Here is a 12332-nt window from a genome sequence, read left to right on the forward strand (position 1 = left end):
TTTAGGGAGTGTTAGGGAGTCGGCTTCTTCCATTGGGTGGTGAGCGCGATGCGCAACTGGCCCAGCAGTACCTTCGACGCCGGCGCGATGGGCCGATCGGCACGCCAGGTCAGGGCCAGCTGACCGCGCATCCCGGGTGTGATGTCCACCTGGCGCACGCCGAAGACGGCCTCGTCCCCGGGGCGCAGGGTCGGGACCACGGCCACGCCCAGTCCCCGCGCGGCCAGCCGCAGCAGCAGTGGCGGCGCGGCGGCCTCGAAGGCGATATCCGGAACGACATCGGCTGCGGCGCAGGCCCGTTCGAGCTGACCGCGCAGCCCGGTGCCCGGCGGCAGGCAGATCAGCGGATGCTTGCACAGCTCGGCCAGGCCGATCTCCGGCCCGAACTCCGTATCGCCCGCGGCGACGGCTGCCACGATGCCCGTCTCCAGGACGACATCCACGCCGATACTCGGGTCCAGCTCCGCCCCGGTGAGCCCGACCATGGCGATATCCAGCTCGCCGTGCGCGACCGCGGCCAGCATGCGATCGGAGGTGTCCTCGGTGAGGCTGATGGCCACCTGCGGATGATCCTGGTGGAAATCGGCGAGCACGGACGCCACATCCAGCTCGTCGATGGCCGCACCCGACACCAGCCCGACCCGCACCTGACCGCGCAGCAACCCGGTGAACTCGTCCACGGTGTGCGTGATCTGCCCGGCCGCCGCCAGCGCCGCGCGCGCCAGCGGCAGCACCGCCGCGCCGACCGGGGTCAGCGTGACCGAACGGCTGGTCCGGTCCAGAAGTGGTTGTCCCAGTTCGCGTTCCAACTGCCGGATCTGCGCGCTCAACCCCGGCTGGGCGAGATGCAGCTTGGCGGCGGCGCGGGTGAAGTTCGCTTCCTCCGCGACGGTGACGAAGTAGCGCAGCTGACGTAACTCCATAACCGATGATTATAGTTCCGAGAAAAACTATCTGTTGGAGTTCTCGATCGAGCCTCGGCAGAGTTAGTGCCATGACGAACACAGCGCATGCCCGCATCGAACTCCCGGCCACCACCGGCCCGGTCCTGACTCCGGCCGACGACGGCTACCGGGCCGAAACCGCCGGATTCCAAGCCGGTTACACGCACCGCCCCGCGGTCGTGGTCGGCGCGCTGCACGCCGAGGACGTCCGCGCCGCCGTGGAATACGCGGCCCGCCAGAGCCTTCCGGTCGCGGTGCAGGCCACCGGGCACGGCCTGTCCGTCGCCACCGACGGCGGCGTGCTCGTCAATACCCGCCGCATGACCGACATCCGCATCGACGCCGCCACCCGCACCGCCCGCGTCGGCGCCGGTGTCCAGGCCGGGGAGCTCATCGCCGCGGCGGCCGCGCACGGGCTGGCTCCGCTCAACGGTTCCTCGCCCTCGGTCGGCGTGGTCGGCTACACCCTCGGCGGCGGCCTCGGCATCCTGGCCCGCGAATTCGGTTATGCCGCAGACCATGTGCGCGCCGTCGAACTGGTCACCGCCGACGGCCGGCTGCGCCGCGTGCTACCGGGCGACGAACTGTTCTCGGCCGTGCTGGGCACCGGCGGCAACTTCGGTGTGGTCACCGCACTGGAAATGGAGCTGGTCCCGGTCACCACCGTGTACGGCGGTCAGCTCACCTTCCCGGCCCGGCTCGTCGAACCGGCGGTCGAGGCCTGGCGGCTGTGGACCGCCGACCTGCCCGAACAGCTGAGCTCCGCGATCAGCATGCTCACCCTGCCAGATCTCCCGCAGCTGCCGCCGCACCTGCGCGGCCAGTACACGGCGACCATCAATATCGCCTACACCGGAACGGCATCCGAGGGGGAGCGCCTGGTCGCCCCGCTGCGTGCCATCGGCGAACGCCTCAACGACGATCTGCGCAGCATGCCGTACCTCGAGAGCCACGGCATCTACCGCGATCCCGAGCGGCCGCACCCGTACACCGCCACCAACGCCCTGCTGTCCGAGCTGCCCGCCGACGCGGCCGACGCCTTCCTCGACGCCACCGGACCCGCGTCGGCGGGCGGACCGGTGGTGGCCGGATTCCGGCACCTGGGCGGGGCGCTGGGCCGTCCGGGCCCCGCCGGCATCGCCGTGGACGGCCGGGAGGCCGCCTATGTGGCGCGTGCCATCACCATGCCGCAGGTGCCCGCCGACGAGATCCGCGACCGGCTCGAGGGGATCCGGAAGACGGTGGCGCCGTGGACGATCGGCGCCAATCTGAACTTCCTGTACGGCGGCGGCGATTTCGCCGACGAGACGCAGACCCGGGAGATCTTCGGCCCGGCCACCTATGACCGGCTGGCCACGCTGAAGTCGAAGTACGACCCGGCCAACATGTTCCGCTTCAACCGCAATATCCGTCCCCGCTGAAACACGCCGCACGGGAACTACTGCGGGACAGGCAGTTCCAGGAACCATCGCACGGCCGCCGCGGTCCCCGCGATCCCGGACCGGTCGTGGTTCAGGGCCCCGAGGTCGATGCGCTGCGCGTCGACCCCGTGGGCCTTGAAGTCCGCCTGGCAGTGGTCACTGTTCGCGGTGGCCACATCGCCGTCCTGATTGCCCGTGTAGAGCCGGATCGCCGCCTGCGGTGTCCAATCGCTACAGGTGCCGTCCGCGATCCGCAGCGCGTCGGCCAGCCGCCCGGACGGGTGGTTCACCATGTCCATGGCATGCGGGGTCAGCAGCAGATCGAGGCTCGGCGGCAGGCCCGCGACTATGTCCTGTTCGCTGTGCGTCCCGTCGAACAACTGCTCCACCGTCCGGTCGTAGGGTGCCCGGAACACTTCGCTCGGCGCACTGTAGAGCTGGTGCAGGCGATTCCAGGCCACCAGGAAGTACGCCGAGTAGAACACGCTGGAGCCCGGATTCAATTGGCCCGACATGGCGGGGAATTCGGCGTTCTGCACATCGAAGGGGCCGCTGACCCCGGCCACCGCGCGCGCCCGGAACGCATCGGCCGCGCCGTCCTGCATGGCCCGTGCCACGCCGAGCGAGGCCGGACCGCCCTCCGAGAAGCCCATGACGTCCACCCCGTCGCGCAATTGCCGGCCGGTGCCGCTCACGAAGGAGCGGGCGGCGCGCAGCATGTCCACCGACGCCGTGGTCTCCGACGGCACGTCCATGTACGGATGCGTGCCCGGCCCGAGCCCCAGGCCGAGGTAATCCGGTGCGACACCGGCGAATCCGGCGCCCGCGAAGGTGAGCGTCGCCGCCAGGTCCCCGCCTTGATCGGCTACCGAGGGCGCATCGGATTTGGTGGCCATGGTGCCGTGCTCGTACATGACCGCGGTGAGTACGTGCTCGTTCCCGGCGGGGACGGCGAGCAGTCCGGTGGCGGTGGTGGCCTTCCCGGCCGGATCGACGGTGGCGTACACCAGCCGGTAGGTGTCGACCGCGAATCGCACTGCGCTCGTGTCGAATCCGGCATCGGTCATCCGCGCCTTCACTTGATCGGGGGTCAGCGTGAGCAGGTGGTCGGCGCGCACCACCCGCCCGCGGTCGGCCGGTGCGGGATCGGCGGCTTTCGAGGAGCTGTCGCAGGCCGCGGTGAGGGCCGCACCGCTCAGCAGCAGTCCGCCCGCCGCGAGTGCGGCGAGGGTCCGCCGGAGCCCTGACCGCCGGGTGTCGCGTGGCATCTGAGTCATACCGAAAGCTCACCGCCGCAGGGCGGAACGGGGCAATGCGACGCGGGTATGACAACTCCCGGCTGCCTCACCCCCGGGTACGGGGCCTTGCCGGAGTCCTATCATCGCGCTATCGTCGTGATATCACTTCGATACTAGGAGAATGTCATGGAGTTGCGTCGAGCCTTCCGGGTGAACGGGTTCGTCATGCTCGTGGTGGTGATCCTGCTCGGCATCGCGATCTACCTGCTCATCGATCACCTGAAGAACGGTGACAACGGGTCGACCGCCCTGGGCGTCACCCTGGCCGTGGCCATCCTGGCCGAGGTCGTCGTGCTGAGCGGCTTCGCGGTCGTGAACCCCAACCAGGCCAAGGTGATCCAGTTCTTCGGCCGCTACATCGGCTCGGTCTCCGATGCGGGCTTCTTCTGGGTGGTCCCGCTCAGCACCCGCCGCAGCCTGTCACTTCGGGTCCGCAACTTCGAGACCCAGAAGCTGAAGGTCAACGATTCCGACGGCAACCCCATCGAGATCGCCGCCGTCGTCGTATACCGGGTGGTCGACAGCTACAAGGCCGTCTTCGCCGTCGACAGCTACATGAACTTCGTGCAGACCCAGTCCGAGACCGCCGTCCGCCACCTGGCCACCACCCACCCCTACCAGACCGACGAGGGCGGCGCCCCCAGTCTCCGCGACGGCGCCGAGGTGGCCGGTGAACTCACCGCCGAACTGCGCGCCCGCACCGGCCAGGCCGGCATCGAGATCCAGGAAGCCCGCATCACCCACCTCGCCTACGCCCCGGAGATCGCCCAGGCCATGCTGGTCCGCCAGCAGGCCGCCCAGGTGGTGGCCGCCCGCACCCGCATCGTCGAAGGCGCCGTCGGTATGGTCGGTCTCGCCCTCGACCGCCTGGCCGAACAGGGCCTGGTCGAACTGGACGAGGAGCGCAAGGCGACGATGGTCTCCAACCTGCTGGTAGTGCTGTGTGGCGACCGTTCCACCCAGCCGGTCATCAACACCGGATCCCTCTACGCGTAATGGTCAAGCGCGAGCCGAAAAAGGTGCTGCTCCGGCTCGATCCGGCCGTACACGAGGCCCTCGCCAAATGGGCCGCCGACGACCTCCGCAGCATCAACGCCCAGATCGAATACGCCCTCCGGCTGGCCCTCAAACAGGCCGGGCGAGAACCGAAATGACCGTCGAACGCCGCCCTCCCGGTTGGGAGGGGCGGCGGATTTTCGGTGCGGGGTGTCAGCGTGGCTTCTCGGTGACGAAAATGGCTGTGCCGGGGAAGATTTCACCGCGTAGGGGACTCCACTGCCCCCACTCCCGGTCCAGCCATTCCGGCCAATCCGGTTCGATGATGTCGACGAGCACCAGCCCGGCCGCCACGATCTCCCGCACTCGATCGCCGATGGTCCGATGATGCTCCACGTAGGTGGGTTCGCCGTCGGAGTCCAACTCCACATAGGGCGTGCGGTCGAAGTAGGGGATGGTGGCGCGCAGGCCCTCGGGGCCGGGGTCGTCGGGGAAGATCCAGCGCATCGGGTGATTGACCGAGAAGACCCACCGGCCGCCCGGCTTCAGGACGCGGCGGACCTCTCGCATCACCTGTCCGGAATCCGCGACGAACGGGATCGCGCCGAACGCCGAGCATGCGAGATCGAAGGATTCGCCCGCGAACGGCAACTCTTCAGCACCCGCCTGTATAAGAGGAACGCGCGGCCCGCCGGCGGCCATGGCCGCGCGGCCGCGGTCCAGCATCGAGCGCGAGATGTCCAGTCCGACCGGATGCGCGCCGTGCGTGGCCAGCCAGCGGGAACAGGGCGCCGACCCGCAGCCGATCTCCAGGATCCGCTTGTCGGTGATATCGCCGAGCAGGTGCCAGTCACCCTCGTGCAGCCCCTCGGGGCACCATACGAATTCGCCGGCGGGCGAGTCGACGCCCAGGAAATCTGCGTGCGTTTCGTGGTAGGCGGCCGCGTCGGCATCCCACCAGCGACGGCTCGCGCGCTGGCTCGCCCCGGAGTCGACCTTGGTCCGCGCCACGCCAACGGTCCCTAGCAGGGCGTTGGCCTCGGCATGGCGAGTATCGTCGGGGGTGGCAAGGTGATCTTCGGCCATGGCGTCACCCTATCGACCCGTAGCCGGGTACCTGTGTTTGCTTGGTACAACGGACGTCGCGTACGCTGTTTTCCGCGAGTGTCTTCTGTACCCGGTTTCTCGAGACCGAGTAGAGCAGACAACCGTGCTGTGAGTCCGCATGCTTAGGGCAGCGTTGTGCAGCGTCGCAGCGTATGTGCTGTGCATGGCCAACGTTAGTTCCACCGCTGTGTGTTCGCAGCAATACCGAAAGTCCACATGTCCACTACCGACCACAATCCGTCCGGAGCCTCCCAACACATGCCCACCACCGTCACCTCGCCGCAGGTAGCCGTCAACGATATCGGCACTGCCGAGGACTTCCTCGCCGCTATCGACAAGACCATCAAGTACTTCAACGACGGCGATATCGTTGAGGGAACCATCGTCAAGGTCGATCGTGACGAGGTCCTTCTCGACATCGGTTACAAGACCGAAGGCGTCATCCCGTCTCGCGAACTGTCCATCAAGCACGATGTCGACCCGAATGAGGTCGTTTCCGTGGGCGATGAGGTCGAGGCCCTCGTTCTCACCAAGGAGGACAAGGAAGGCCGCCTGATCCTGTCGAAGAAGCGTGCTCAGTACGAGCGGGCTTGGGGCACGATCGAGGAGCTCAAGGAGCGTGACGAGGCCGTCAAGGGCACCGTCATCGAGGTCGTCAAGGGCGGCCTGATCCTGGACATCGGCCTGCGCGGCTTCCTCCCCGCGTCGCTCGTCGAGATGCGCCGCGTCCGCGACCTCCAGCCGTACGTCGGCAAGGAGATCGAGGCCAAGATCATCGAGCTGGACAAGAACCGCAACAACGTGGTCCTGTCCCGCCGTGCCTGGCTCGAGCAGACCCAGTCCGAGGTCCGCTCCGAGTTCCTGCACCAGCTGCAGAAGGGCCAGGTCCGCAAGGGCGTCGTGTCCTCCATCGTCAACTTCGGTGCCTTCGTGGACCTGGGTGGCGTCGACGGCCTGGTGCACGTCTCCGAGCTGTCCTGGAAGCACATCGATCACCCGTCCGAGGTCGTCGAGGTCGGCAACGAGGTCACCGTCGAGGTTCTCGACGTCGACCTGGACCGCGAGCGCGTCTCCCTGTCGCTCAAGGCGACTCAGGAAGACCCGTGGCGTCAGTTCGCCCGCACCCACGCCATCGGCCAGATCGTGCCGGGCAAGGTCACCAAGCTGGTTCCGTTCGGTGCGTTCGTCCGCGTCGAAGAGGGCATCGAGGGCCTGGTGCACATCTCCGAGCTGGCCGAGCGCCACGTGGAGGTCCCGGACCAGGTCGTGGCCGTCGGCGACGACGCCATGGTCAAGGTCATCGACATCGACCTCGAGCGTCGCCGGATCTCGCTGTCGCTGAAGCAGGCCAACGAGGACTACTCCGCCGAGTTCGATCCGTCGAAGTACGGCATGGCCGACAGCTACGACGACCAGGGCAACTACATCTTCCCCGAGGGCTTCGATCCCGAGACCAACGAATGGCTCGAGGGCTTCGAGAAGCAGCGCGAAGAGTGGGAGTCCCGGTACGCCGAGGCCGAGCGTCGCCACAAGATGCACACCGCTCAGATGGAGAAGATGGCGGCCGACGCCGCCGCCGAGGCCGCCAACGGCGGACCCTCGAACTACTCCTCCGAGAGCGGCGCGCAGGCGCAGGCTTCGTCCTCCTCTTCGTCGTCGGAGCCGGCCGGTGGCTCGCTCGCGAGCGACGCCCAGCTTGCCGCTCTGCGCGAGAAGCTGTCGGGCAACGCGTAATTCGCAATCCCTGAGGGGATGAACGACTAGGAAATCCCCCCGGTCCTGACGGACCGGGGGGATTTTCTGTATCCGCGGGGAGCTATTCTCGGAAGGCCATGTCCGAGCCCTCCGTTGAGTCCTCCCTGTCGCTGTGGGAGCGCCGCAAGATCGAGGCGATGAGCCGCATCCAGCGAGTCGCGCTGGAGTTGTTCGACGAGTACGGCTACCGCGAGGTGACCGTCGAGAAGGTGGCGAACGCGGCCGCGGTCTCGCCCAGTTCGATCTACCGGTACTTCGGGACCAAGGAGATGCTCGTCCTCTACGACGAGGCCGATCCCGAAGTCCTGGAAGTGATCCGGACGGCCAGCGGCGGCGAAGTCCAGGATTTCCCCGCGCTGCTGGCCATTGCCCGGACCGTTGCCGGGCCGGTGCTGGAAGCCGTTGTCACCAACGAGGTCGAGCGCCGCACCCGGCTGCGCATGCAGTACGTGCGCGCGATCCCGGAGGTGAAGGTCCGGCATACCCAGCGCATGCAGGAGGTCGAGGACCAGTTCCGGCTGGCGTTCGCCGCCCGCAGTGGTCGCGACGCGAACGATCTACGACTCCGGGCTGCGGCCGCGATCACCGTCTGGAGTTGGGCGGCCGCCGTGGACCACTGGGTGGACACGGGTTTCGCGGCCCGGCTCGTCGACGTCTACGCGGAGGTCACCGAGTTGATCCTGGCCGCGCTGGAGGCCATCTTCCCCTGATGGTGTGCGGCTTCCGCGATGTAGCGCCGGCAGCCACCAGTTCCAGCGGCCGAACAACTGCATGAAGGCCGGCACCAGGATCAGCCGCACGATCACCGCGTCGATGGTGATGGCCACCGCGAGCGCGAACCCGATCTGCTTCAGCTCCAGTACATTCGCGGACAGGAAGCTGGCGAACACCGCCACCATGATGGCGGCCGCCGCGGTGATCGGCCGCGCGGTGTGCTGCAACCCCTCCGCGACGGCGGAGGCATTGTCCGGGTGGCGATTCCACGCCTCCCGCATGCGGCGGATGAGGAAGACCTCGTAGTCCATGGACAGCCCGAACAGCACCGCGAACACCAGCATGGGCAGATAGACCTGCAGGAATCCGGCGCTGTGGAAGCCGAGCAGGCGCTGCCCGATGCCGTGCTGGAAGACCGCCACCGTAATGCCCAGCGCCGCACCGGTAGCCAGGAGATTCAGCAGAATCGCCTTGACCGCCAGCACGATCGAGCGGAACGCGGCGATCAGGAACACCAGCGAGACGGTGAGCACGAGGGTGATGAGCAGCGGGAAGCGGCCGGTGATCGCGCGCGATACATCGATGAAGACGGCCGTCGTACCGCCGACCGTGAGCTGCGCCGAGCCGAGAGCGGTTGCCCGGGAGCGGATATCGTTCGTCAGCCCGGTGACATCGGTGGAGTCGAAGGCGTTCTTGGGGACGACGGTCAGCAGGTAGCGGCCGTCGGACTGCTGTGGCAGCACGGCGGCGACCCGCGCGTCCCCGCTCAGCTCACTGGACAACCGCAGCACCTCCGTGCGGCCGTCGGCGGAGAGTGGTGTGTCCCCGGCGCCGGTGGCCACGACTTGAATCGGCGACAGCAGCCCCGGCCCGAAGTTGTCGTTCACCAGCCGGGTCGCCTGCCCGCTGGGCCGGTCGCCCAGCGACCCCATCCCCATATCTATGCCGTAGCGGATGCCGGTGATCGGAATCGCCGCTACCGCAAGCAGTATCACGCCGATCGCCCCGAACATGACGGGCCGCCGCATCACCGTATGCGCCCAGCGCGCCCAGGAACCGGTGACTCCCGAACGGGTTTCGGCCGGTCGTAGACGCGCGGGCAGCGCACCCCGGTTGATGGCCGGTCCGAGCATGGCCAGCAATGCGGGCAGCAGTGTGAACGCGGCGGTCAGGGTCGCGGTCACCGCGGTGACCACGCCGATGGCAATGCCGTTCAGCATGGGCAGTCCGACCACCGCCAGCGCGGAGAGCGCGATCATGACGATGAACCCCGACGCCAGGATGGTCCGCCCGGTGGTGTCGAGCGCGGCGCCGACGGCCTCGTGAATCTTCGTGCGGTCCCGGCGATCTCGTACGCCGCGCCGGGTCAGCTCTTCGTTGAACCGGCTGACGATGAACATGGCGTAGTCGATGGCGGTGCCGGTGCCGATCATGGTCGCCACCGAGAACACCAGCGAATCGAAGGTGAAATACGTGGTGAGCCCGAACAGCAATCCGACCGCGAGCGCGATCCCCGCCCCGGTGACGCCGACGGGCAGCAGTGCGGCCACGAGGGCGCCGAGCGCGATCACCAGTACCAGTACCGCGATCGGCAGGCCGATGGTCTCGGCGCGTTCCAGATCGGTGTTCTCCATGGCGACGAGATCGGCTTCGATGGGGGAGTATCCCGTGAGCGCGGCCCGGACCTGGCTGTCGGAGGCGGCGGTGAGCGCCGGTTGCAGCCGATTGACGATATCGGCGCGTTCGGTGACCGAGCCGTTGATGCCGACGATGCCGAAGGCGGTGTGCCGGTCGGCCGAGATCTGTTGTGCGGGATTGCCGTCGAACGGTCCGACCGTGCCGACGACGCCGTGCACCGCGCGGGCGGCGTCCAGCGCCCGGGTGACGGCGGCCCGGAACTGTGGCTGGTCCGCCGTGTAGATGGCGGAGTGCAGGACGATCAGGTCCTGTTCGGTGCCGAGTTGTGAGAAGTGCTGGGACACAAGCTGTTCGGTCCGGCTGGATTCGGATCCCGGCAGCGAGTAGTCGGGTGCGGCCAGCCGGTGTTGCAGGACCGGATAGGCGGCGCCGCAGGCCACCAGGAGAAGCAGCCAGAGTACGAGGGCGAGGGTGCGCCGCCGCGCCATGAGCAGGCCCCACCGGCCGAGGAATCCGAGTCGTGGTGCGGATTCGGGGGCTGTCGTCCGTTCGGTGACCGTGGGCTGTGCCATGCTGTCTCCCCGCCTCATACCTGAGAGTGACTGTCAGGTATCCCTTGCCAGCATAGGAATGGACGGGACTGGGGACAAGTCGCCAGTTCGAATTCGCCGCCCGGTCTGTGAGGATGTGATGTGAAAAACCGACTCACCGGTTGTTCGTCCCGGCAGCTGCTGCGATGCTGCAATACGCTGCCTGTCCGACAGGCCGTAAACCGCATGTTTGCCACTCGGTCATCCGCTCCGGGTTGGATGCGACGGTGACTCCGGGCCGACAACGATGTGGCTCACCAATGTTTCGTATGGATGGAAGGGCACTACCGGACCATGGGCGTTTTCGCCGGCATGAACAGACGAGACTTTCTGGCGAAGGCGATGGCCGCGGGCGGTACCGCCGCCCTCGCGTCCCTGGCCAGCCCGATCATCGAACGCGCCTACGCCGCTGATCCGGCCGGCATGGGCGGCCTCGGCGATATCGAGCACATCGTCCTGCTCATGCAGGAGAACCGCTCCTTCGACCACTACTTCGGCACCATGTCCGGCGTGCGCGGCTTCAGCGATCCGTCCCCGGCCTGGAACCAGTACGGCTACCAGCCCGGCGTCGGCCCGACCGCGGACGGTTTCATCAACCCCTTCCGCCTCGACACCGAACGCGGCGCCAGCCTCGACGGCGAATGCATCAACGACCCGGACCACAGCTGGCCCGCCATGCACAAGGCGTGGAACGGCGGCAAGAACGACGGCTGGATGCCCATGTCCATCGCGTCGGTCGGCCCCGACAACGGCCCGGCCGCAATGGGTTACTACACGCAGGCCGACATCCCGGTGCACTGGGATCTGGCCAATGCCTTCACCCTGTGCGACTCCTACCACTGTTCGGTGCTCGGCCCGACCGACCCGAACCGCCTCTACTGGATGTCCGCCACCATCGACCCGGACGGTCTCAACGGCGGCCCGCTGCTCGAAACCCCCACGCTCATACCGCAGAACGCGTACAGCTGGCGGACCATGCCGGAGAATCTATCCGACGGCGGCGTGAGCTGGAAGATCTACAACAACCGCGATATCGGCCCGATCTCCTCGGTGATCCTGGACGGCATGCTGGGCTGCTTCAAGCAGGCCGCCGACCCGAATTCCGAACTGGCACGGCGCGGTAAGGCCCCGGTGTACCCGAGCGACTTCGCCGCCGATGTGGCCTCCGGGCAGCTACCCGCGGTGTCCTGGGTGATCCCGCCGCTGTTCAACTGTGAGCATCCGGCGCTGCCGCCGGCGCTCGGCGCGGTCGGCATCATGCAGGTGCTCGACATCCTCACCTCGAACCCGGCCGTGTGGGAGAAGACCGCGCTCATCGTCAGTTACGACGAGAACGGCGGCTTCTTCGATCACGTCACGCCGCCGACCGCGCCCGCGGGCACGCCGGGGGAGTACGTGACCGCACCGCTGGCCGCCAAGTACGAGGGCATCACCGGGCCGATCGGTCTCGGCTACCGGGTGCCGTGCTTCGTCATCTCCCCGTACAGCCGTGGCGGTCTGGTCGCGTCGGAGACCTTCGACCACACCTCGCAGCTGCGCCTGATCGAGAAGCGTTTCGGCGTGGACGTGCCGAACCTGACCTCGTGGCGCCGCAGCGTCACCGGCGACATGTCCTCGACCTTCGACTTCGCGGCGAGCCCGGACGCGACGAAACCCGCGTTCGCACCGGCGGATCGGAAGGTGCAGGCCGCGCTGGCGCAGTGCGGTCCGAACATCGCGCTCGGTACCGCGGACAAGGGGATTCCTTACCCGGTGCCGCCGAACTCGATGCCGGTGCAGGACCCGGGAACCCGCCGTAAGCCGAGCGGTCTGGTCTGAGTCGTACCGGAAGTGATGTCCGCGGCCGTTTTCCGTGTGAACGGTCGCGGA

The 12332-nt window shown here is 67.7% G+C and carries 9 protein-coding genes and 1 pseudogene; 6 read left to right on the top strand and 4 right to left on the bottom strand.

Annotated features, from left to right (window positions below; genetic code table 11):
• Nucleotides 1–11: 11 nt before the first annotated feature.
• Nucleotides 12–923: a LysR family transcriptional regulator gene (locus ACH438_RS35670; protein ID WP_397013574.1), complete on the bottom strand. Its 912-nt coding sequence runs from the start codon at nt 921–923 to the stop codon at nt 12–14.
• Between the two features lie 71 nt (nt 924–994).
• Between ACH438_RS35670 and ACH438_RS35675 the strand changes: the two genes are divergently transcribed.
• On the top strand, nt 995–2365 hold the full coding sequence (locus tag ACH438_RS35675) for an FAD-binding oxidoreductase (protein ID WP_397013576.1): 1371 nt from the start codon (nt 995–997) through the stop codon (nt 2363–2365).
• Nucleotides 2366–2382: 17 nt separating this feature from the next.
• On the opposite strand, the gene ACH438_RS35680 is transcribed toward ACH438_RS35675, so the two are convergent.
• Nucleotides 2383–3642: a hypothetical protein gene (locus ACH438_RS35680; protein ID WP_397013578.1), complete on the bottom strand. Its 1260-nt coding sequence runs from the start codon at nt 3640–3642 to the stop codon at nt 2383–2385.
• A gap of 147 nt (nt 3643–3789) precedes the next feature.
• Between ACH438_RS35680 and ACH438_RS35685 the strand changes: the two genes are divergently transcribed.
• Both ACH438_RS35685 and ACH438_RS35690 read left to right on the top strand, forming a co-directional pair.
• The gene (locus ACH438_RS35685) at nt 3790–4659 is read left to right on the top strand and encodes an SPFH domain-containing protein (RefSeq protein WP_397013580.1); all 870 of its coding nucleotides are present in this window, start codon (nt 3790–3792) and stop codon (nt 4657–4659) included.
• Nucleotides 4659–4817 carry a toxin-antitoxin system HicB family antitoxin gene (locus ACH438_RS35690; protein ID WP_397013582.1) on the top strand — a complete coding sequence of 53 codons (159 nt, stop codon included), beginning with the start codon at nt 4659–4661 and terminating at the stop codon, nt 4815–4817. Before ACH438_RS35685 ends, ACH438_RS35690 begins: the two co-directional genes overlap by 1 nt.
• 55 nt (nt 4818–4872) lie before the next feature.
• On the opposite strand, the gene ACH438_RS35695 is transcribed toward ACH438_RS35690, so the two are convergent.
• Nucleotides 4873–5745 (bottom strand): class I SAM-dependent methyltransferase, encoded by an 873-nt coding sequence (locus ACH438_RS35695; protein ID WP_397013584.1) that lies wholly within the window; start codon nt 5743–5745, stop codon nt 4873–4875.
• 279 nt (nt 5746–6024) lie between these two features.
• On the opposite strand from ACH438_RS35695, the gene rpsA reads away from it, so the two are divergent.
• Complete coding sequence (gene rpsA, locus ACH438_RS35700; protein WP_397013586.1) at nt 6025–7500, top strand: 30S ribosomal protein S1; 1476 nt, start codon at nt 6025–6027, stop codon at nt 7498–7500.
• A gap of 158 nt (nt 7501–7658) precedes the next feature.
• A pseudogene (locus tag ACH438_RS35705) lies at nt 7659–8150 on the top strand (TetR/AcrR family transcriptional regulator); the annotation flags it as partial.
• On the opposite strand, the gene ACH438_RS35710 reads toward ACH438_RS35705, so the two are convergent.
• Entirely contained in the window at nt 8079–10445 is a 2367-nt protein-coding gene (locus ACH438_RS35710; RefSeq protein ID WP_397013588.1) for an MMPL family transporter, read from the bottom strand. The pseudogene ACH438_RS35705 and the gene ACH438_RS35710 sit on opposite strands and share 72 nt — an antisense overlap.
• A 291-nt stretch (nt 10446–10736) precedes the next feature.
• On the opposite strand from ACH438_RS35710, the gene ACH438_RS35715 reads away from it, so the two are divergent.
• On the top strand, nt 10737–12281 hold the full coding sequence (locus ACH438_RS35715; protein ID WP_397013590.1) for a phospholipase C: 1545 nt from the start codon (nt 10737–10739) through the stop codon (nt 12279–12281).
• Nucleotides 12282–12332: the final 51 nt, after the last annotated feature.

The organism is Nocardia sp. NPDC020380 (assembly GCF_044386975.1).
GTDB lineage: Bacteria > Actinomycetota > Actinomycetes > Mycobacteriales > Mycobacteriaceae > Nocardia.

Coding starts and splice junctions, on each gene's coding strand:
- ACH438_RS35675 (WP_397013576.1), top strand. CDS start 995: ATGACGAACACAGCGCATGCCCGCATCGAACTCCCGGCCACCACCGGC.
- ACH438_RS35680 (WP_397013578.1), bottom strand. CDS start 3,642: ATGACTCAGATGCCACGCGACACCCGGCGGTCAGGGCTCCGGCGGACC.
- ACH438_RS35715 (WP_397013590.1), top strand. CDS start 10,737: ATGGAAGGGCACTACCGGACCATGGGCGTTTTCGCCGGCATGAACAGA.
- ACH438_RS35690 (WP_397013582.1), top strand. CDS start 4,659: ATGGTCAAGCGCGAGCCGAAAAAGGTGCTGCTCCGGCTCGATCCGGCC.
- rpsA (WP_397013586.1), top strand. CDS start 6,025: ATGCCCACCACCGTCACCTCGCCGCAGGTAGCCGTCAACGATATCGGC.
- ACH438_RS35670 (WP_397013574.1), bottom strand. CDS start 923: ATGGAGTTACGTCAGCTGCGCTACTTCGTCACCGTCGCGGAGGAAGCG.
- ACH438_RS35710 (WP_397013588.1), bottom strand. CDS start 10,445: ATGGCACAGCCCACGGTCACCGAACGGACGACAGCCCCCGAATCCGCA.
- ACH438_RS35695 (WP_397013584.1), bottom strand. CDS start 5,745: ATGGCCGAAGATCACCTTGCCACCCCCGACGATACTCGCCATGCCGAG.
- ACH438_RS35685 (WP_397013580.1), top strand. CDS start 3,790: ATGGAGTTGCGTCGAGCCTTCCGGGTGAACGGGTTCGTCATGCTCGTG.